General features: G+C 74.8%; 15 protein-coding genes, 1 rRNA gene and 1 pseudogene. 4 read left to right on the plus strand and 13 right to left on the minus strand.

Annotated features, from left to right (window positions below):
• Positions 1-89: 89 nt before the first annotated feature.
• The gene (locus ABZW10_RS34335; protein ID WP_355374142.1) at positions 90-1,775 is read right to left on the minus strand and encodes a CTP synthase; all 1,686 of its coding nucleotides are present in this window, start codon (positions 1,773-1,775) and stop codon (positions 90-92) included.
• Between the two features lie 776 nt (positions 1,776-2,551).
• On the opposite strand from ABZW10_RS34335, the pseudogene ABZW10_RS34340 reads away from it, so the two are divergent.
• Positions 2,552-4,483: pseudogene (locus tag ABZW10_RS34340) on the plus strand (glycoside hydrolase family 15 protein); the annotation flags it as partial.
• Between the two features lie 254 nt (positions 4,484-4,737).
• Here ABZW10_RS34340 and ABZW10_RS34345 read toward each other — a convergent pair.
• From ABZW10_RS34345 to ABZW10_RS34355, 3 genes are all read right to left on the minus strand, one after another.
• Positions 4,738-5,919 (minus strand): glycosyltransferase family 4 protein, encoded by a 1,182-nt coding sequence (locus ABZW10_RS34345; protein WP_355374145.1) that lies wholly within the window; start codon positions 5,917-5,919, stop codon positions 4,738-4,740.
• A gap of 179 nt (positions 5,920-6,098) precedes the next feature.
• Positions 6,099-7,832 (minus strand): DNA repair protein RecN, encoded by a 1,734-nt coding sequence (gene recN, locus ABZW10_RS34350; protein WP_355374179.1) that lies wholly within the window; start codon positions 7,830-7,832, stop codon positions 6,099-6,101.
• A gap of 88 nt (positions 7,833-7,920) precedes the next feature.
• The gene (locus ABZW10_RS34355) at positions 7,921-8,505 is read right to left on the minus strand and encodes a hypothetical protein (protein ID WP_355374182.1); all 585 of its coding nucleotides are present in this window, start codon (positions 8,503-8,505) and stop codon (positions 7,921-7,923) included.
• A 296-nt stretch (positions 8,506-8,801) separates the two neighbouring features.
• On the opposite strand from ABZW10_RS34355, the gene ABZW10_RS34360 reads away from it, so the two are divergent.
• Positions 8,802-10,298, plus strand: coding sequence for a PLP-dependent aminotransferase family protein (locus ABZW10_RS34360; protein ID WP_355374148.1), 1,497 nt, complete (start codon positions 8,802-8,804; stop codon positions 10,296-10,298).
• A 54-nt stretch (positions 10,299-10,352) separates the two neighbouring features.
• Here the strand turns inward: ABZW10_RS34360 and ABZW10_RS34365 are convergent, their stop codons facing one another.
• The 4 genes from ABZW10_RS34365 to ABZW10_RS34380 all read right to left on the minus strand — a co-directional run bounded on the left by ABZW10_RS34365 (position 10,353) and on the right by ABZW10_RS34380 (position 13,262).
• Positions 10,353-11,255 carry an NAD kinase gene (locus tag ABZW10_RS34365; RefSeq protein ID WP_355374151.1) on the minus strand — a complete coding sequence of 301 codons (903 nt, stop codon included), beginning with the start codon at positions 11,253-11,255 and terminating at the stop codon, positions 10,353-10,355.
• Between the two features lie 92 nt (positions 11,256-11,347).
• Positions 11,348-12,154: a TlyA family RNA methyltransferase gene (locus tag ABZW10_RS34370; RefSeq protein WP_355374185.1), complete on the minus strand. Its 807-nt coding sequence runs from the start codon at positions 12,152-12,154 to the stop codon at positions 11,348-11,350.
• 45 nt (positions 12,155-12,199) lie between these two features.
• Positions 12,200-12,451 carry a hypothetical protein gene (locus ABZW10_RS34375; RefSeq protein ID WP_355374153.1) on the minus strand — a complete coding sequence of 84 codons (252 nt, stop codon included), beginning with the start codon at positions 12,449-12,451 and terminating at the stop codon, positions 12,200-12,202.
• Positions 12,444-13,262 (minus strand): hypothetical protein, encoded by an 819-nt coding sequence (locus ABZW10_RS34380; RefSeq protein WP_355374156.1) that lies wholly within the window; start codon positions 13,260-13,262, stop codon positions 12,444-12,446. The genes ABZW10_RS34375 and ABZW10_RS34380 overlap by 8 nt, the downstream gene beginning before the upstream one ends.
• Positions 13,263-13,447: 185 nt before the next feature.
• Here ABZW10_RS34380 and ABZW10_RS34385 point away from each other — a divergent pair, with 185 nt between their 5' ends.
• Positions 13,448-13,795: an SCP2 sterol-binding domain-containing protein gene (locus ABZW10_RS34385; protein ID WP_355374159.1), complete on the plus strand. Its 348-nt coding sequence runs from the start codon at positions 13,448-13,450 to the stop codon at positions 13,793-13,795.
• Positions 13,796-13,843: 48 nt separating this feature from the next.
• On the opposite strand, the gene ABZW10_RS34390 is transcribed toward ABZW10_RS34385, so the two are convergent.
• Entirely contained in the window at positions 13,844-14,887 is a 1,044-nt protein-coding gene (locus ABZW10_RS34390) for an HAD-IIA family hydrolase (protein ID WP_355374161.1), read from the minus strand.
• 80 nt (positions 14,888-14,967) lie between these two features.
• Entirely contained in the window at positions 14,968-15,606 is a 639-nt protein-coding gene (locus ABZW10_RS34395; protein WP_355374164.1) for a tetratricopeptide repeat protein, read from the minus strand.
• A 93-nt stretch (positions 15,607-15,699) separates the two neighbouring features.
• On the opposite strand from ABZW10_RS34395, the gene ABZW10_RS34400 reads away from it, so the two are divergent.
• Positions 15,700-17,070 (plus strand): DUF1015 domain-containing protein, encoded by a 1,371-nt coding sequence (locus ABZW10_RS34400; RefSeq protein ID WP_355374167.1) that lies wholly within the window; start codon positions 15,700-15,702, stop codon positions 17,068-17,070.
• A gap of 111 nt (positions 17,071-17,181) precedes the next feature.
• On the opposite strand, the gene ABZW10_RS34405 is transcribed toward ABZW10_RS34400, so the two are convergent.
• The 3 genes from ABZW10_RS34405 to rrf form a co-directional block, all read right to left on the minus strand.
• Positions 17,182-18,051, minus strand: a complete 870-nt coding sequence (locus tag ABZW10_RS34405; RefSeq protein WP_355374170.1) for a tetratricopeptide repeat protein — start codon at positions 18,049-18,051, stop codon at positions 17,182-17,184.
• Positions 17,988-19,643, minus strand: a complete 1,656-nt coding sequence (locus tag ABZW10_RS34410; RefSeq protein WP_355374173.1) for a hypothetical protein — start codon at positions 19,641-19,643, stop codon at positions 17,988-17,990. The genes ABZW10_RS34405 and ABZW10_RS34410 overlap by 64 nt, the downstream gene beginning before the upstream one ends.
• A 128-nt stretch (positions 19,644-19,771) precedes the next feature.
• Positions 19,772-19,862: ribosomal RNA gene (gene rrf, locus ABZW10_RS34415) — 5S ribosomal RNA — on the minus strand; the annotation flags it as partial.

Here is a 19,862-nt window from a genome sequence, read left to right on the forward strand (position 1 = left end):
CTCCCCTTTTCGTCAGTACGACACAATCTAACGCCGAACGGCGGCCCCGCAGGAATCGCGGGGCCGCCGTCCGAGGGAACGCGGGTGGCCTACTCGGCGTCGGCCGGGGCCGTCTTGATCTCGATCGCGGCCTTCACCAGGCCCGCGAACAGCGGGTGCGGGCGGGTCGGCCGGGACTTCAGCTCCGGGTGGGCCTGGGTGGCCACCAGGTAGGGGTGCACCTCGCGCGGGTACTCGACGTACTCGACCAGGTCGCCCTTCGGGGAGAGGCCCGAGAAGACCAGGCCGGTCTTCTCCAGGTCGGCCCGGTAGGCGTTGTTGACCTCGTAGCGGTGGCGGTGGCGCTCCTCGACGTACTGCTCGCCGTTGTAGACCTCGCGGACGATCGAGCCCTCGGCGAGCTTGGCCGGGTACAGGCCCAGGCGCATGGTGCCGCCCAGGTCGCCCTTGCCGTCGACGATGGCCAGCTGCTCGGCCATGGTGGAGATCACCGGGTGCTTGGCGGCGGCGTCGAACTCGGTGGAGTTGGCCTCGGGCAGGCCGGCCAGGTTGCGGGCCGCCTCGATGACCACGCACTGCAGGCCCAGGCACAGGCCCAGCAGCGGGACGCGGTTCTCGCGGGCGTAGGTGATCGCGCCGACCTTGCCGTTGACGCCGCGGTCGCCGAAGCCGCCGGGGATGCAGATCGCGTCGACGTCACCGAGCTGCTCCCGCGCACCCTCGGGGGTCTCGCAGTCGTCGGAGGTGACCCACTTGATCTCGACCCGGGCGTTGTTGGCGAAGCCGCCGGCGCGCAGCGCCTCGGTCACCGACAGGTAGGCGTCCGGCAGGTCGATGTACTTGCCGACCAGCGCGACCTTGACGATGTGCTGCGGCTCGTGGACGCGGCGCAGCAGGTCGTCCCAGGTGGTCCAGTCCACGTCGCGGAACGGCAGGTCCAGGCGGCGGACGACGTAGGCGTCCAGGCCCTCGCCGTGCAGCACCTTGGGGATGTCGTAGATCGACTTGGCGTCGATCGCGGCGACCACGGCCTCCTCGTCGACGTCGCACATCAGCGAGATCTTGCGCTTGATGGCCTGCGGGACCTCGCGGTCGGCGCGCAGCACGACGGCGTCGGGCTGGATGCCGATGTTGCGCAGCGCGGCGACGGAGTGCTGGGTCGGCTTGGTCTTCAGCTCGCCCGAGGGGCCGATGTAGGGGAGCAGGGAGACGTGCACGAAGAAGACGTTGTCCCGGCCGACCTCGTGGCGGACCTGGCGGACGGCCTCCAGGAACGGCAGCGACTCGATGTCGCCGACGGTGCCGCCGACCTCGGTGATCACCACGTCGACGTCCTCGGTCGCCATCCGGCGGATCCGGGACTTGATCTCGTTGGTGATGTGCGGGATGACCTGGACGGTGTCGCCCAGGTACTCGCCGCGGCGCTCCTTGGCGATGACGGTCGAGTACACCTGGCCGGTGGTGACGTTGGCCGAGCCGTGCAGGTTGGTGTCCAGGAACCGCTCGTAGTGACCGATGTCGAGGTCGGTCTCGGCGCCGTCGTCGGTGACGAAGACCTCACCGTGCTGGAACGGGTTCATGGTGCCCGGGTCCACGTTGAGGTACGGGTCGAGCTTCTGCATCGTGACGCGCAGGCCGCGGGCCTTGAGCAGGGCACCGAGGCTGGAGGCGGTGAGGCCCTTGCCGAGCGACGAGGCGACACCCCCGGTGACGAAGAGGTGCTTGGTCGTCACGGCGCGGCCGTTCGATGCCTTGCCGGAATGGGGCTGTGCCAAGAGGGGGCTCCCGTGGGTCGCGAGTCGAAGGTGACGTGGTGGGAGGCTCGCGGCTCGCCGTCCCGACGAGGGAGGCGGTGCGGGGGCACGGCGCCCGGAGGTCGTCGGTTCGGCCGGTCCGGGGCGTTTGATCCCACCGGTCCACGGGATACCAGGGTAACAGTGACCCGGCCCGAACGCGTTCCGGGCCGCCCCCGTGCGGCGGCGGGCGCCCGGTTTCCCGGTCCGGATCCGCCGGGACGCTCCCGGGGCGTACGCCGGGCGCGCCACCGGCGCACCACCCGGCGCAGACGCCACACGCGTCGCACCACCGGCCCGAGCGGGCCACTCCCGATGGCCCGGATCGGCTCGGGCGGGCCATCGCCGGATCCCCACTTCGTGCCATCCGGAGCTGATCCTTCCGAGCCATCCTGGCGGCCTCCCCCGCGATGCGCGGTATTTCCGCCGAAATGCGGCGCCACACCGCGCTGCGCCCGCGTGCTTCGCCCCTTTCGTCCGTCGTAAGCTGCTCGGACGCATCGCCGACAACATGAGCCGCGGAGGGCGTGGGAGGGTCAGGAACCTCTCGGTCCCCGATGCGCGACCGGACCTCCCCGTTATTTCCCGCTCTCCCCACCCACCCAGAGGCTCGATCGAGCCCTCGCGGACACTCCAGCAAGGCCCGCCACCACCCGACGGAGGGCCGGACGTCCCGGGGTGGCACCGGTCTCGCCGTACCCGCAGGCTCCCCCTCGGATCGCCGATGCGTCGTGACCACATTGCGAACTGGAGATCACGTGGCCGGCCGTATCGAGGACTACGCACTCATCGGGGACATGCAGACCGCCGCCCTCGTCAGCAGGGACGGAGCGGTGGACTGGCTCTGCCTGCCCCGATTCGACTCGCCGGCGGTCTTCGCCGGACTGCTCGGCACCGACGAACACGGCTTCTGGCGAATCGGCCCCGCCGAGGCGGTGGCCACCGAACTGCCCTCCCCCGCCACCGAACCGGTCCCCGCCGACCCGACCACCGACGACCCCGCCACCGGACGGGCCGGGCTCACCGACACCGGCGACCTGCGGATCCCGCCGACCGCCGCCGCCCCCGCCCTGCCGGCCGACCGCCGCCGCTACCGGGGCGACTCGCTGATCCTGGAGCAGGAGTGGGACACCCAGGGCGGCACCGTCCGGGTGATCGACTTCATGCCGCCCCGCCCGCTCGCCGGCAAGGACGCCGTCCCGCAGGTGATCCGGATCGTCGAGGGCGTGGCCGGCACCGTCCGGATGCGCTCCGCGCTGCGGATGCGGTTCAGCTACGGCCGGGTCGTGCCCTGGGTGCACCGGGTCGAGCAGCCCGACGGCGGCCACCGCACCGCCGCCGTGGCCGGCCCCGACTCGGTCTGGCTGGACGGCCAGGCCGACACCTACGGCCGCAACCTCACCACCTACGCCGACTTCACCGTCTCGGCCGGCGAGCGGATCGCCTTCGCGCTCACCTGGCAGGCCTCCCACCTGGAGCCGCCCAAGGCCCCGGACGCCGAGGAAGTGCTCGACGCCACCGCCGACTTCTGGCACGAGTGGGTCGGCCAGTGCACCTACCAGGGCCCCTACCGGGAAGCCGTGGTCCGCTCCCTGATCACCCTCAAGGGCCTCACCTACGCCCCCACCGGCGGCATCGTCGCCGCCCCGACCACCTCCCTCCCGGAGGACATCGGCGGCGAGCGCAACTGGGACTACCGCTACACCTGGCTGCGCGACGCCGCGATCACCCTCTCCTCGCTGCTGCGCACCGGCTACCGCGAGGAGGCCCGGGCCTGGCGCGAGTGGCTGCTGCGCGCGGTGGCCGGCGACCCGGAGAACCTGCAGATCATGTACGGCATCGCCGGCGAGCGCGAGCTCACCGAGTCCGCGCTGGACTGGCTGCCCGGCTACGAGGGCTCCCAGCCGGTGCGGATCGGCAACGGCGCGGCCGGCCAGCTCCAGCTGGACGTCTACGGCGAGGTCGTCGAGGCGCTGCACCTGGCCCACATGACCGGCCTGGTCCGCAACGACCACGCCCACCACCTCCAGCTGCGGCTCATCGAGTACCTGGAGGAGCACTGGCAGGAGCCGGACGAGGGCATCTGGGAGGTGCGCGGCCCGCGCCGGCACTTCGTGCACTCCAAGGTGATGGCCTGGGTGGCCGTCGACCGCACCATCAAGCTGCTGGAGCAGACCCCCGAGGACGCCCCGGACGGCGGCCACCTGGAGCGCTGGCGCGACCTGCGCGAGACCATCCACCGGGACGTCTGCGACAAGGGCTACGACCCGGAGCGCAACACCTTCACCCAGTACTACGGCGGCAAGGAGCTGGACGCCTCGCTGCTGCTGATCCCCCAGGTCGGCTTCCTGCCGCCGGACGACAAGCGCGTGATCGGCACCATCGAGGCGATCCAGCGCGAGCTGTCCACCGAGGACGGCTTCGTGATGCGCTACCCGACCCACGACGAGACCGGGAACAACGTCGACGGCCTCTCCGGCCACGAGGGCGCCTTCCTGGCCTGCTCGTTCTGGCTCGCCGACGACCTCGCGATGATCGGCCGGGTGCAGGAGGCCCGCGAGCTGTTCGACCGGCTGCTGGCGCTGCGCAACGACCTCGGGCTGCTCGCCGAGGAGTGGGACCCGCGGCTCAAGCGGCAGGTCGGCAACTTCCCGCAGGCGTTCAGCCACGTGCCGCTGATCGACACCGCGCTGCGGCTGACCGCCTGCGGCGGCGCCTACCTCTCCGCCCAGCCGGACGGCTCGGCCTCCGACCGGGCCGGCGAGCAGGCCACCGTCTGACCGGCGGCGGACGGCGCCAGGACGGCAGAAGGGCGAGGGCCCGCACCGGCCGGTGCGGGCCCTCGCCCTCGTACGCGCTCCCGGTGGACCCGGATCAGCTCATCGCACGGGCCCGTGGCGTGACGGGTCAGTTCCAGACCTTGCCCAGGAGTCAGCCGCCGGGCCTACCGGTTGCGCTGCACCAGTTCGTCGTAGGTGCTGAGCACCTGGGCGACGGTGGCGGCCTCGTCCGGCCAGGTCTGCGCCTGCTGCCGGCCGGCCGCCACCAGGCGCTCGCGGCGCGCCGGGTCGGCCAGCAGCTCGCGCACCGCCCGGCCGAGCGCGGCCGGGTCCCCGGACGGGACCAGCACGGCGGCGTCACCGACCAGTTCGGGGATGCCGCCGACGGCCGTGGCGACCACCGGCACGCCCGCCCGCATCGCCTCCTGGACCACCAGTGAACGGGCCTCCCAGCGGCTGGAGACCACCAGCACGTCGGCGGCGGCCAGCAGGTCGGGCACGTCGGTGCGGTAGCCGAGCAGCCGCACCGGCAGCTTCTCGGCGGCCACCCGCTCACGCAGCCCGGCGGCCTCCGGGCCGTCGCCGGCGACCACCAGCAGCGGCTGCGGGGACAGCGTGGACAGCTCCCGGGTCGCGTCCAGCAGCACCCCGAACGCCTTCTGCGGGACGAGCCGGCCGGCCGCCAGGACCACCGGGCGGTCCGGCCCCGCGCCGAGCAGCGCGGCCCGGGCCCGGCCCCGCTCCAGCCGGCCCTCGGGCATCGGCGGGGCGGCCACCGGGCCGAGCCGGGCGTCCGTGGCGCCGAGCTCGCGCGCCCGGGCCACCAGGTCCGAGGAGGCGCCGAGCACGAGGTCGGCGGCGCGCGCCACCCGGCGCTCCATCAGCCGCTGGAGCCGGCGCTCCATGCCGGTGGCGAGCAGCGCGTGGTGCGCGGTGACCACCAGCGGCGTCTCCGGGCGAAGGCCCGGGAAGCGGCCGGCGGTGCGCAGCGCGAGGTCGGACAGCAGCGCGGCGCGCAGGCCGTGGGCGTGCACCACGTCGGCGCCGGTGAAGGCGCGGCGCAGTTCGCCGATGGCGGTGGCGTCGCTGCGGGCGCCCGCGGTCGGGGTGATGTCGACGAGGTGGAACCGGGCGCCGGTGCGGGAGAAGCCGAACAGCGCGTCCGCGTCGGCGGGGGCGCAGACCGTGACGGTCACTCCGTGCGCGACCAGGCCCTGTGCCAGCGAGCGCACATGCGCACCGATGCCGCCGGTGCTGGCGGCCAGGACGAGCACCACGTGCAGCTGCCCCGGTTCGGGGGTGGCCGCGGCGGCCCGGGCGGCGGAATGGTCCACGTCGTCTCGCATCCGATTCGATCAGCTACGCGCGCCCCGGACGGGGGTTTCCCGCCGGCGGCGCTCGGGACAGGTAGGCCAGTGTCCAGCGGCCACCATGCCAGGTCGGCGGCCCTCTTGGACAGTCGGCGCCCCCGGTGGGGCGCGTCGTGGCCGGTCCGCGAGGGCCGCCCGCGCGGACCGGCTCCGGGCTAGTGCCGGCGGGGGGCGCGGGCCGCGGCGAGCAGTTCCTCGGCGTGCGCCCGGCCGAGCTCGGAGTCCTCCAGGCCGGCCAGCATCCGGGAGAGCTCGCGCACCCGCTCCTCGTCGTTCAGCACCTTGACACCACTGCGGGTCACGGTGCCGTCGTTGGTCTTCTCGACCACCAGGTGGCGGTCGGCGAAGGCCGCCACCTGCGGCAGGTGGGTGACCACGACGACCTGGGCGCTCTCGGCCAGCTTGGCGAGCCGGCGGCCGATCTCGACCGCGGCCTTGCCGCCGACGCCCGCGTCCACCTCGTCGAAGAGGTAGGTGGGGACGGGGTCCGCGCCGGCGAAGACCACCTCGACGGCGAGCATCACCCGGGACAGCTCGCCGCCCGAGGCGCCCTTGGCGATCGGCCGGGGCTGGGCTCCCGGGTGCGGGGCCAGCAGCACCTCGACCTCGTCCACGCCGTGCGGGCCGTAGGCGACGGTGCGGCCCTCGATCTCGATCCCGGACAGGTCGTCGACCTGGCTGATCGCGAAGGTGACCCGGGCGTGCGGCATGGCCAGCTCGGCGAGCTCCGCGGAGACGGCCTGCGCGAAGCGTCCGGCGGCGCCCTGCCGGGCCGCCGACACCTCGGCCGCGAGGTCGGCCAACTCTGCGCGCAGCAGGGTCTCCTGGGCGCCGAGCTCGTCGATCCGGTCGTCGTCCCCGTCCAGTTCGGCGAGCCGCGCGGCGCCGCTCTCGGCCCAGGCGATCACCTCGGCGAGGGTGTTCTCCGGGCCGCCGTACTTGCGCAGCAGCTGGGCCAGGACGGCCCGGCGGTCCTCGACGGCGGCCAGGCGCACCGGGTCGGCGTCCAGGTCGTCGGCGTAGCCGGCCAGGTCGCCGGCGACGTCGGCGAGCAGGTAGCCCACCTCGTTCAGCCGCTCGGCGAGGGCGGCGAGCCGCTCGTCGTGGTGGCGGACGGCGTCCAGGGCGCGGCGGGCCTGGCCGAGCAGGGTGCCCGCGTCCAGCGCCTCCGGGTCGGCCGGGTCGCCGGCCAGCGCGGCGTGCGCCAGGGTGGCGGCGGAGGAGAGCGCGTCGGCGTGGCCGAGCCGTTCGGCCTCGGCGGACAGCTCCTCGTCCTCGCCGGCCACCGGCTCGGCGGCGGCGACCTCGTCGAGGCCGAAGCGCAGCAGGTCGGCCTCCTGGGCGCGCTCCCGGGCCCGGGTGGTCAGCTCCTCCAGGGTGGCGGAGACCTCGCGCAGCCGCCGGTAGACCTCGCGGTAGCGGGCCAGCGGCTCGGCGACGGACTCGCCCGCGTACCGGTCCAGGGCGCCGCGCTGGCGGGCCGGGCGCAGCAGCCGCTGCTGGTCGGTCTGGCCGTGCACGGCGATGAGGTCCTCACCGAGTTCGGCGAGCAGGCCGACCGGAACGGACCGGCCGCCGACGTGGGCGCGCGAGCGCCCTTCGGCGGAGACGGTCCGGCTGATCAGCAGCGCGCCGTCGTCCAGTTCCGCGCCGGCCTCCACGGCCCGGACGGCCACCGGCGAGCCGGCGGGCAGTTCGAGGCGGCCCTCGACGACCGCGCGGGCGCTGCCGTTGCGCACCAGGCCCGGGTCGGCGCGCCCGCCGAGCAGCAGGCCGAGGCTGGTCACCACCATGGTCTTGCCGGCGCCGGTCTCGCCGGTCACGGCGGTGAAGCCGGGGGCCAGCTCGACGACCGCGTCGTCGATGACCCCAAGATCCCGTATCCGCATCTCGTCCAACACGGAGACGACCTTACGAGGTTCCGCCCCCGCCGCGCGACGAGCGACAACGGCGCGCGGCAACTCCGTGCCGCGAAGTTCATCCGTTCCGGGAGTCCGCGGCCGTGCTTTCCCGGCCCGCGACGGGGGCTGCGACAGGGCCCGCGGCGGGGACCGTGCACCAGGGCAGGAAGAACTGCGCGAGCGGGCCGATGGCCAGCGCGTAGGCGACGGTGCCCACCCCGACCGTGCCGCCGAGCAGGACGCCCGCGGCCAGCACGGTCAGCTCGATGCCGGTGCGGATCAGCCGCAGCGAGCGGCCGGTGCGCCGGTGCAGGCCGGTCATCAGGCCGTCGCGCGGTCCCGGGCCGAGCCGGGCGCCGATGTAGAGGCCGGTGGCCAGGCCGTTGAGCACGATCGCGCCGACCATCAGGGCGATCCGCGCCGGCAGCGCCCCGGGGGCCTCGACGACGCGCACGGTGGCGTCCATCGCGGCGCCGATCACCAGCACGTTGGCGACCGTGCCGAGGCCCGGCCGCTGGCGCAGCGGTATCCACAGCAGCAGCACCAGTGCGCCGCAGATGGTCACCCAGGCGCCCACCGAGAGCCCGACGGTGCCCTGCAGGCCCTGGTGGAAGACGTCCCAGGGGTCCAGCCCGAGCCCGGAGCGGAGCATCAGGCCCATGCTGGCGCCGTAGAGGGCGAGGCCGACGAACAGCTGCGGCACCCGGCGGCCCAGCGCGTGGGTGTCGCCCAGCACGCGGACGGCGAGACCCGGCCGCCGGGGAGCGGCGGTGGACGGGGAGGAGGTCGGGGACGGGCGGGTGCTCGCGGGGGTGGCCATGGAATCTCCGGCGGGTGGTGCTGCACCACCGCGACACACGGCCCCGATGGTGGCGGACTCGATGGCCGCCCTGCCATGATGGCCAGGCCAATACGGCCCACGACAGGGCCAATCCCCAGCAAGTGGACTGATGAGCCTTGGCCGACTGGCAGACCACCGTGACGTCCCCGGCGCTCGCCCGGCTGCTCGCCACTGCGCGGCTGCCCGAACCGCCCGGTGCCGCCCGCCGCCCCGCCTACCGCACGCTGGCCGCCCAGGTCCGGCTGCTGGTCTCCGAGGGCCGGCTGCCGGTCGGTGCCCGGCTGCCCGCCGAACGCGAACTGGCCCTCGCCCTGCGGCTCAGCCGCACCACCGTGGCCACCGCGTACGAGGCCCTGCGCGCGGACGGGTACCTGCGCAGCCGGCGCGGCTCCGGCAGCTGGACCGCGCTGCCCGAGGGCTCGGCCCCGCCCAGCGACGCCCTGCACCCGGTGCCGCCGGACGAGCAGGGCCGCATCCTGGACCTCGGCGTCGCCGCGCTGCCCGCACCGCAGCCCTTCCTGTCCACCGCCGCCGCCCGCGCCGTCGAGCAGCTGCCCGCGTACGCCGCCGGACACGGCCACTACCCCACCGGCGTCCCGGTGCTGCGCGAGGCGGTGGCCCGCCGCTTCACCGAGCGCGGACTGCCGACCACCCCCGACCAGATCCTGATCACCATCGGCGCGATGGGCGCCCTGCACCTGGTGCGCCAGGTCCTGCTCGGCCGCGGCGACCGGGTCGCCGTCGAGGCGCCCAGCTACGCGCACACCCTGCAGGCCCTGCGGCTCGCCGAGGCCCGGCTGGTCCCCGTCCCGCTCACCCGCGGCTTCCACTGGGACCTCGCCGAGTGGCGGCGGGTGCTGAGCGGGGCCGCGCCGAAGGCCGCCTATGTGATCCCCGACTTCCACAATCCGACCGGCGCGCTGATCGACGAGGAGCAGCGGCGCGAGCTGCTCGCCGCCGCCCGCTCCGCCGGCACCGTCGTCCTGGCCGACGAGACCACCGCCGAGCTCGGCTGGGGCCTGCCCGAGGGCGTCACCCCGCCCCGCCCCACGGCCGCCCTGGACCGCGCCGCCCAGGTGGTCACGGTCGGCTCGGCCGGCAAGCTGCTCTGGGGCGGCCTGCGGATCGGCTGGGTGCGCGCCGCGCCGGCCCTGGTCCGCCGGCTGGCCACCGCCCGGGTCTACAGCGACGTCGGCGCGCCCGTGCTGGACCAGCTGATCGCCGCCGAGCTGCTGACCACGCACCTCCCGGCGGTCCGCGCCCACCAGCTGACCCGGCTGCGGGACACCGCCGAGGCGCTGGACACCGCCCTGCGGGAACGGCTGCCGCACTGGCGGTTCACCGTGCCGCCGGGCGGGCTGTCGCTCTGGGTCGGCACCGGCGGGGTGTCCGGGGCGGCCCTGGCCCGGGCCGGCGAACGCACCGGGGTCCGGATCGCCGCCGGGAACCGGTTCGGCTCCGACGGCGCGTTCGAGCACCACATCCGGATCCCGTTCACGGTGGCCGCCCCGGCCGTGCCGGACGCCGTCCGCCGGCTGGCCGAGGTCGCCGCCCGGGCCGAGCAGGAGGGCCGCTGGCAGGGCGCCGACGACACCCAGCCCCTGGCGGTCTGACGGGTCCGGCGGACGTCGGGCTGCCGGACCCGTCAGGCTGTCGGACCGGGTCGGTCAGTGGCTGTCCGTGCGGCCGCGCCACCCGGTCACCGGGAGCGCGAACTTCGCCACCAGCCGGTCGGTGAACGGCGCCCGGTGCAGCCGGGCCAGCCGCACCGGCGTCTGTCCCCGGCGCACCTCCACCCGTGCCCCGGCGGGCAGTTCCACCGAACGCCGGCCGTCGCACCAGAGCACCCCGTGCGGGGTCTTCGGCTGCACCTCCACCGCCAGCACCGAGTCCGGCGAGGTCACCAGCGGCCGGGCGAACAGCGCGTGCGCGCTGATCGGCACCATCAGCAGCGCCTCCACCTCCGGCCAGACCACCGGCCCGCCGCCGGAGAACGCGTACGCGGTCGACCCGGTCGGCGTCGCGCACACCACCCCGTCGCAGCCGAAGTTGGAGACCGGACGGCCGTCCACCTCGGTCACCACCTCCAGCATCCGCTCCCGGGAAGCCTTCTCTATCGAGGCCTCGTTGAGCGCCCAGTCGTGGTGCACCACGTCACCGTTGGTGCGGACGATCACATCGAGGGTCATCCGCTCCTCGACCTCGTAGTCGGCGTCGACGACCCGCTCGACCACCACCGCCAGGTCGTCCCGCTCGGCCTCGGCCAGGAACCCGACCCGGCCCAGGTTGATGCCGAGCATCGGCAGGCCGTGCTCACGCGCCAGCTCGGCCCCGCGCAGCAGCGTCCCGTCCCCGCCCGCGACCAGGATCAGCTCACAGCCGTCCGCCGCCCCCGGACCCCCGGCAACCGTCTCCACCCCGTCCGGCAGGTCCAGGTCGACCGCCTCGGCGGCCAGCAGTCTGATCCGGATCCCCGCCTTGAGCAGACCGTGCACCAGTCCTTCGACGCTGCGCAGGGCCGCCTCACGGCCCGTGTGAGCGATCAGGAAGACCGTACGTTCATCACTCATGCCCGCTGCCCTCTCCCTACGCCGTCCGGGTCCCCGTCGGCCCGGTACGGCCGCGCCACCCAGCATGACGGACCGGACGTCCGCAGAGCACCCTATCGGGGGCCTTCGGCAACAGCCCGGTCCACATCCGCCAGGTCCAGCGGCGGCGCGTCCCGGCGCATCCACAGGAAGTACTCGACATTTCCGGACGGCCCGGGCAGGGGGCTCGCGGTGACCGCCCGCACGCCCAGTCCGAGCTCCCACGCCTGCCCCGCCACCTGGCGCACCATCTCGGCGCGCAGCTGCGGGCTGCGCACCACCCCGCCGCTGCCCAGCCGCTCCTTGCCGATCTCGAACTGCGGCTTGACCATCAGCACCAGGTCCGCGTCCTCGGCGGCGCAGCCGGCCAGCGCGGGCAGCACCAGGCCCAGCGAGATGAACGACAGGTCGCCGACCACCAGGTCGACCGGGGTGCCGCCGATCATGTCCAGGGTCAGCTCGCGGACGTTGGTGCGGTCCATCACGGTGACCCGCTCGTCGCTCTGCAGCGACCAGGCCAGCTGCCCGTAGCCGACGTCCACCGCCAGCACGTGCGCGGCCCCGGAGCGCAGCAGCACATCGGTGAACCCGCCGGTGGACGCGCCCGCGTCCAGCGCCCGGCGGCCCTCGACGACCAGGCCCTGCGGGACGAACGCCGCGAACGCCCCGGCGAGCTTGTGGCCGCCGCGCGAGACGTAGTCGGGGTCGTTCTCGTCCTTGGCCACCACGACCGCCGCCGAGGTCTCCACCTGAGTGGCCGGCTTGGTCGCGGTGGTCCCGCCGACGGTCACCCGGCCGGCCGCGATCAGCTCGGAAGCGTGCTCCCGCGACCGGGCCAGCTTGCGGCGGACCAGTTCCGCGTCGAGTCGGCGTCGTGCCACTGCCACTGGTGTTTCAGCTCCTACGGATGGTTGCGCTTCGCCCGGTCAGTCCCGGTCGAGGGCGGCCAGCGTGTCGGCCAGCCGCTGATGGACATCTTCGTACACGGCGACGTGCGCGTCGGTGGGCACCCCGTCCAGCGCCTCCAGCCGGGCCAGGCCGGCGTCCACCTCGGGGTGGCCGGTCGGGCTCAGGTCGACGCCCAGCGGCAGCGGCTCACCGGTGCCGGGAACGGGCAGGGGGACGGGGTCCGGGGCTGGGTCCCGGGCGGGCCCGGCCGGGTTCTCGGGATCAGGCATCGGGCTTCTTCGTGGTGGTCCGGCGGACGGTGGTCTTCCTGGTCGCGGTCCGCTTGGCGGGCGGCTGGTCCTGACCGGCGGCCTCGGCGGTCTTCTTCGCGGCGGTGGTCCGCTTGGCGGTCGCGGTCTTCTTGACGGCCGTCTTCTTCACGGCCGCCTTCTTCGCGGGCTGCTCCTGCGCGGCCGTCCGCTTCGCGGCGGCCGGCTTCTTGGCCGCGGCCTTCTTCGTGGGAGCCGGAGCCGGGGCTTCCGGGGTCGGGGCTTCCGCAGCCGCGGGCACCACCGGGGCAGCCGGAGCCGCACCCCTCCCGGCCGGCGGCACCGGCGGGTCGACCTCCACCGGCTCGTCCACCGCTATCCGCTCCGCTTCCGCCGAGCCCGCCGTCTCCCGCTCCCAGCCGTCCTCGAACAGCCCGCCGGCCCGGGGCGCGGGCGCGGCCGGCGCGGCCCCCTCCCGGCCCGCCGCGTCGTCCTCCTCGACCTCGCGCAGCTTGTTCTCCAGGTAGGCCAGCACCACGCCCACCTTGGTCACCTGGTCGCCGACCCGCTCGAAGGCCTTCTCGACCTCACCGCGCGCCACCCCCACCGCGAGGTCCACCCCGGCCCGCCCGGCGGTCACCGCCTCCTCGGCCAGCGTCTGGAGCGACCGCGCCGACGGCGGGAACTGCCCGCCCAGCCGGCGCTCCACCTCGGCGACGTCGATCCCGCCCTTCTCCAGCAGACCGGCCGCCGTCCCGACGACCCGCTTGCCGACCTCCTCCACCAGCACGGCCGCGGCCGCCACCGCTCCTCGCACCGTCCTCGGCAGCATCCGGGTGCCTCCCATTCGCCTGCGCACATCGTTCCGTCACCTCGACGCCCGGACGGATCCGGGCATCCCACGGACGACGCTACCGCCAAACACGTCCTGCGGTACCGTGGCCCGGCAGTCACGGCCGCCGGGCCCGGCCGTCCGGCCGGAACGCCGCGGCCCGTCGAAGGAGGGGATCCACCGCCATGGCCGACGCCGAGGAGTGCCGCGAGGCGCTGGAGCAGCTCAGCCGCAACCTCGCCAAGGCCACCGGTGACGTCCGCAAGGCCGCCGAGCTGGACCGCTCGCTCAGCTGCCGGATCACCGACCTCGACCTCACCTTCACCGGGCGGCTGCGCGAGGGCAGCATCCAGGACCTCGAGGAGGCCCCCGGCAGCCCCGCCGGAAAGGCCGACATCCGGCTCACCATGAGCAGCGACGACCTGCTCGCCCTGGTCGGCGGCCGGCTCAACTTCGCGTCCGCCTGGGCGACCGGACGGGTCAGGCTGGAGGCCGGCTTCCGCGACCTGCTGCGGCTGCGCACCCTGCTCTGACCCGACCGGTCCCCGGTTCTCCCCGGTTCTCCCCGGTTCTCCCGGGTTCTAGAACCCCAGCTCGGCCAGCGCCTTCCGGCCGTCCACCGGCTCGCCGTTCGCGTCCAGCGCCGTCCACGCCGCCGCGCACAGCGCCCGCAGCCCGTCCCAGCGGTCCGCCCCGACACCCTCCAGCCGCAGCACGCCGTCCTGCGCCGCCGCGACGAACCCGCCGCAGGCGAACCCGCCGTCCGGCCGCGCCGTGACCGGCGCGTGCCCGGTCAGCAACCCCCGCAGGTCCTCCGCCAGATAGGTCGGCCGGTGCTCGGCCGGGGCCGCCAGCAGCTGCGCCGCCGTCGTCACCCCGGTGAAGACCAGCAGGCTGTCCACCCCGCCGTTGAACGCGCCCTCGATGTCGGTGTCCAGCCGGTCGCCGACCACCAGCGGCCGCTTCGCGCCCGTCCGCAGCACCGTCTCCCGGTGCATCGGCGGCAGCGGCTTGCCCGCCACCTCCGGCTCCACCCCGGTCGCCGCCCGGACGGCCGCCACCAGCATCCCGTTGCCCGGCGCTATGCCGCGCGCGGTCGGCACCGTCACATCGGTGTTGGACGCCACCCACGGCAGCCCCGACTGCACCGCGTAGGAGGCCTCCGCCAGCTGCGCCCAGCCCACCGAGGCGTCGAAGCCCTGGACCACCGCCAGCGGCTCCTCGGCCAGCGTCCGGACGGTGACCAGGCCGCGCTCGGCCAGCGCCTCCTCCAGCCCCAGGCCGCCCACCACCAGCACCTTCGCCCCGGCCGGCAGCTTCTCGGCGAGCACCCGGGCCGCCGCCTGCGCGGAGTTGATCACATCCGCCGGCTCGGCCGGCACGCCCAGCTCGGTCAGGTGCGCGGCCACCACCCGGGGCGGGCGGGAGGCGTTGTTGGTCACGTACGCCAGCCGCATCCCGGCCGCGCGGGCCGCCGCCAGCGAGTCCACGGCGTGGTCGATGGCGTTCGGTCCGGCGTACACCACGCCGTCGAGGTCCAGCAGCGCCGTGTCGTACGCCTCGGTCAGCGGCAGCTCGCTGCCGCCCGGGGCGGTCCGTCGCACGGTGGTGGCCGTCTCGGTCATGCCTGCTCTACCTCACTCATCGCGTCAGTCCTGCTCGTCGGTGCTGTCGGCGCCGCCGGTCCCGCCGGTGCCGTCCGGGCTCAGCCGTCCTGCCGGTCCCGCTCACCCGTCGGCTCCGGACCCGCCGTGGTTCCCGGCTCCGGCCCGGCAGCCGGGCCCAGCGGCGGCGGCCGCTCCCCGGCCGGCGGCTCCAGGTACCCCGGAGCCCCCGGCAGCAGCGGGCCGAACGCCCCCGCCCGGGCCGCCAGCGTCGCCCGGGTCTGCCGCAGCGCGGCCCGGTAGTGGTCGGTCTCCGGCCGCATCGCCACGGCCAGCGCCAGGTGCTCGGCGGAGGTCTCGAAGTCACCCAGCCGGGCCGCCGCCACACCCCACCCGAACTGAGCGTAGTCGTCCGACGGATCCGCCAGGGCCACCGCCCGGAAGTTCTCCAGCGCCGCCGCGTACGAGCCCGCGTCGAACTGCGCCCGGGCGAGCGCCTCCCGGATGCTGCGCGAGGCCGGCTCCTCCGCCGCCGCCCGGGCCAGCAGCTGCTCGGCCGCCGCCGGGTTGCCCTGGGCGAGCAGCTTCACGCCCCGGCGGAACCACTCGTAGACGTCGCCCACCGGCTCCCCGGACCGCCGCTGCTCCGGCACGCCGCCGTCCTCACCGGCAGCCCCGCCGACGGCCCCACCAGCGCCGCCACCGGCACCGTCGTCCACCCGCTCGTCGCGCTCGTCCACGCGCCACCTCGCCCTCGGTCACGACACCCGCCCACCGGACCGGCCCGGGTGTTCCGATCTCTGAACAACGCGTACCCGATTACGATGCCCAGAATGAGCACACCCAGTGCAGAAAGCGGAGTGGAGTCTCCGCACGGCGGCCCCGGCGATCCCGGGCGCGTCGCCACCGCAGGTCTGTCCCTGTCCCCCTTCCGCGGCCTGCGCTACGTCCCCGACCGGGTCGGTGCCCTGGCCGCCGTCACCTCACCGCCCTACGACGTCGTCGACCCCGGCCGCAGGCTCGACCTGGAGACCGCCGACCCGCACAACGTCGTCCGGCTGATCCTGCCGCGCCCCGAACCCGAGGACACCGGCGACCGCCCCGACCGCGACACCCGCTACCGGCACGCCGCCCGGCTGCTGCACGAGTGGCAGCGCGAGGGCGTCCTGGCCGCCGACCCGGTGCCGGCCCTCTACGTCTACGAGCAGCGCGTGCCCGCCGCCGGCGACACCCCCGAGCTGCTGCAGCGCGGACTCATCGGCGCCCTGGCGGTCAGCGGCAGCGAGGCCGGCGTCGTCCTCCCCCACGAGGACGTGATGCCCCGGCCGGTCGCCGACCGGGTCGGCCTGATGCGCACCACCCGGGCCAACCTCGAACCACTGCTGCTCACCTACCGCGGCGGCGGCGGGGCGTCCGACGTCGTCGAACGCGCCGTACGCGACGAACCGCTGCTCACCACGACCACCTCCGACGGCACTCACCACCGGCTGTGGGCGGTCACCGACCACGCCGAGATCGCCGAGGTCGGCAGTGACCTGGCCACCTGCCGGGCGCTGATCGCCGACGGCCACCACCGCTGGGAGATGTACCTGCGGCTCCAGCGCGAGCACCGGCACCTGCCGCGCAGTCCCTGGGACCGCGGCCTGGTGCTGCTGGTCGACACCGCCCGCTACCCGCTGCGGGTGCGGGCCATCCACCGGGTGCTGTACCGGCTGCCGGTCTCCGAGGCCCTGCAGCGGCTCGGCGACCAGTGGCGGGTCAAGGAGGTCCCCGGCCCGCTGGAGACCGCGCTGCAGGCCCTCGCCGAGCAGAAGCGGCACGGCGGCAGCGGCTTCCTGCTGACCGGCGGGGACGGCGTCTACCGGCTCGTCGGCGACCCCGACGAGACCCTGCTCGACGCCACCGTGCCGCACGACAAGCCCGAGGAGTGGCGCCACCTGGACGCCACCGTGCTGCACGCCACCCTGCTCGACCACACCTGGCGGATCCCCGACGGCCCCGAGGACATCGGCTACCTGCACACCGCGGACGCCGCCGAACGCGAGGCCGCCCGCACCGGCGGGACGGCCGTCCTGCTGCACCCGGTGCGGGAGAGCGTGGTGCGCCGGCTCGCCGAACAGGGCGTCACCATGCCGCGCAAGTCCACCTCCTTCGGGCCGAAGCCGGCCACCGGACTGGTGCTGCGCAACCTCGAACTCGGCTGACGCACCGCCCGACCGGCGCCGCCACGGACCGGCCGGAACGCAGTGAGGCCCTGCCGCACTCCGGGATCTCCCGGGGCGCGGCAGGGCCTCACTCGTGCTCAGGTCCGGCGCTTACTTGCCGGACTCACCGGCCTCGTCGGCCTTGTCCGCCTGCTCGGCCTTCTCGGCCTCGGTGGCCCGCTCGGGGACCACGCCGTCGAAGTCCTCGTCGATCTCGAGGTCGTCCTCGTCGTAGTACTCCTCGACGTCCTCGTCGTCCTCGAAGATGACCTGCTCGTCCGAGGCCTCGCCGCCCTTGCGCTTGGCCGGCTCGGCGGCCTGCTCGGCCTCCTCCTCGGCGAACTCCGGGTCGAGGGCGTCCACGAACTCCACACCGTCGATCTCGGCGAGACGCTCGGCGGCGTTGGTCGTGCCGTCGGTGTCCGCCTCCACGGCCTTGGCGAACCAGTCGCGGGCCTCCTCGCCGCGGCCGGCCGCGATCAGCGCCTCGGCGTAGGCGTAACGCAGCCGCGCGGTCCACGGGTGCACGGCGGGCGAGGCCAGCTCGGGGCTCTGCAGGGTCACGACGGCGGCGTCGAACTGCTCCATGTCGCTGCGCGCACCGGCCGCGACCAGGCGCATCTCGACCTGGCCGGCCTTGTCCAGCTGCTTGACCTCGGGCTCGCCGGCCATCGCCAGCGCCCGCTCCGGGCGGCCCAGGCCGCGCTCGCAGTCGGCCATCACCGGCCACAGGTCCACCCGGCCAGTCATCCGGCGGGCGGCGCGGAACTCGGTCAGTGCCTCGGAGTAGCGCTGGGTCATGTACGAGGCGAAGCCGGCCGCCTCACGGACGGCGGCGACGCGGGAGGCGAGCCGCAGCGCGACGCGCGAGTACTGGTAGGCCTCCTCCGGCTCGCTGTCGAGCAGGCGGGCGACCATCACCAGGTTGCGGGCGACGTCGTCGGCGAGCGTCTTGGGCAGGCTCTTGAGCTCCTGACGCACGTCCGCGTCGATCTCGAAACCGGTGACGTCCTCCGGGATCGGCAGGCGCTTGACCGGCTCGTAGTTGCCCCGGCGGTCGTCCTGGTCCCGGCCGCCACGCTCGTCACGGCCACCGCGGTAGCCACCCCGGTCGTCACGCCCGCCGCGGTCGTCACGGCGGAAGCCGCCACGGTCCCCACCACGGTCGTCACGGCCACCACGGAAGCCACCGCGGTCGCCGCCGCGGTCACCCCGGTCGTCGCGACGGAACCCACCGCGGTCGCCGCCGCCCTGGTAACCACCCGGGCGGTCGTCACGGCGGAAACCACCACGGTCGCCACCACGGTCGTCACGGTCACGGAACGGGCGGTCGTCACGACGCGGACGGTCGTCACGGTCATCGCGACGGAACCCACCCGGACGGTCGTCACGGCGGAAGCCACCGCCGGCCGGACGGTCATCCCGACGGAAACCGCCGCGGTCGTCACGGCCACCACGGTCGAAGCCACCCGACGGGCGGTCGTCACGACGCGGACGGTCGTCACGGTCGTCCCGACGGAACCCACCCGGACGGTCATCGCGACGGAAGCCACCGCCGGCCGGACGGTCATCCCGACGGAAGCCACCGCCGGCCGGACGGTCATCCCGACGGAAGCCACCGCCGGCCGGACGGTCATCCCGACGGAAACCGCCACCGGAGGGGCGGTCGTCACGGCGGAAGCCACCGCCGGCCGGGCGGTCGTCACGGCGGAAACCGCCACCGGAGGGGCGGTCGTCACGGCGGAAACCACCGCGGTCGCCGCCACGGTCGTCACGGCCACCACGGTCGAAGCCGCCCGAGGGGCGGTCGTCGCGACGGAACCCACCGCGGTCGCCGCCGCCCTGGTAACCACCCGGGCGGTCGTCACGGCGGAAACCGCCGCGGTCGCCACCACGGTCGTCACGGTCGCGGAACGGGCGGTCGTCACGACGCGGACGGTCGTCACGGTCGTCCCGACGGAACCCACCCGGACGGTCATCGCGACGGAAACCGCCACCGGCCGGACGGTCGTCACGACGGAAACCGCCGCGGTCGTCACGGCCGCCGCGGTCGCCACCCGACGGGCGGTCGTCACGGCGGAAACCGCCACCGGAGGGGCGGTCGTCACGGCGGAAGCCACCGCGGTCGCCGCCACGGTCGTCACGGCCACCACGGTCGAAGCCGCCCGAGGGGCGGTCGTCGCGACGGAAACCGCCACGGTCGCCGCCGCCCTGGTAACCACCCGGGCGGTCGTCACGGCGGAAACCACCACGGTCGCCACCACGGTCGTCACGGTCACGGCCGTAACCACCGGAGGGGCGGTCATCGCGGCGGAAACCACCGCGGTCGCCGCCACGGTCGTCACGGCGGTCATCACGCCGGTCGTCTCGGCGCGGACCGCGGTCGTTCGACCAGCCCCCGCGAGACCGGGGCTCGTACCCGCGGCCGTCGTCCGATCGACGCTCGGGACGGTCCTGAGGCTGGTTCGCCATCGTGGTAACTCCTTCTGCTGCTTCATCTCCGCCGCGGACCGGGCAACACCACTGCCCTCACGCGGTTCGGCGCCGGCCTTCTGGCCGTGCACCATCTCCATTGTCCGGCATCCGGAGACCCCCCGCGTCTGGGCGGAAGTCCCGTTCTACCGGTCGTGCACACCTGCGCACATACGCAAAAAAGCCGCGGCCCCCAGCGAATCGCTGGGGGCCGCGGCTTTGAATAATTGTTCGGCGGCGTCCTACTCTCCCACAGGGTCCCCCCTGCAGTACCATCGGCGCTGTGAGGCTTAGCTTCCGGGTTCGGAATGTAACCGGGC

Source organism: Kitasatospora sp. NPDC004723, from assembly GCF_040609255.1.
Classification (GTDB): Bacteria; Actinomycetota; Actinomycetes; order Streptomycetales; family Streptomycetaceae; genus Kitasatospora.

Bases quoted from the DNA above. Each gene is read 5' to 3' on its own strand.
- recN (WP_355374179.1), bottom strand. From the start codon at position 7,832: ATGCGGATACGGGATCTTGGGGTCATCGACGACGCGGTCGTCGAGCTG.
- ABZW10_RS34345 (WP_355374145.1), bottom strand. From the start codon at position 5,919: ATGCGAGACGACGTGGACCATTCCGCCGCCCGGGCCGCCGCGGCCACC.
- ABZW10_RS34380 (WP_355374156.1), bottom strand. From the start codon at position 13,262: ATGCTGCCGAGGACGGTGCGAGGAGCGGTGGCGGCCGCGGCCGTGCTG.
- ABZW10_RS34400 (WP_355374167.1), top strand. From the start codon at position 15,700: ATGAGCACACCCAGTGCAGAAAGCGGAGTGGAGTCTCCGCACGGCGGC.
- ABZW10_RS34385 (WP_355374159.1), top strand. From the start codon at position 13,448: ATGGCCGACGCCGAGGAGTGCCGCGAGGCGCTGGAGCAGCTCAGCCGC.
- ABZW10_RS34410 (WP_355374173.1), bottom strand. From the start codon at position 19,643: ATGGAGATGGTGCACGGCCAGAAGGCCGGCGCCGAACCGCGTGAGGGC.
- ABZW10_RS34355 (WP_355374182.1), bottom strand. From the start codon at position 8,505: ATGGGCCTGATGCTCCGCTCCGGGCTCGGGCTGGACCCCTGGGACGTC.
- ABZW10_RS34365 (WP_355374151.1), bottom strand. From the start codon at position 11,255: ATGAGTGATGAACGTACGGTCTTCCTGATCGCTCACACGGGCCGTGAG.
- ABZW10_RS34375 (WP_355374153.1), bottom strand. From the start codon at position 12,451: ATGCCTGATCCCGAGAACCCGGCCGGGCCCGCCCGGGACCCAGCCCCG.
- ABZW10_RS34390 (WP_355374161.1), bottom strand. From the start codon at position 14,887: ATGACCGAGACGGCCACCACCGTGCGACGGACCGCCCCGGGCGGCAGC.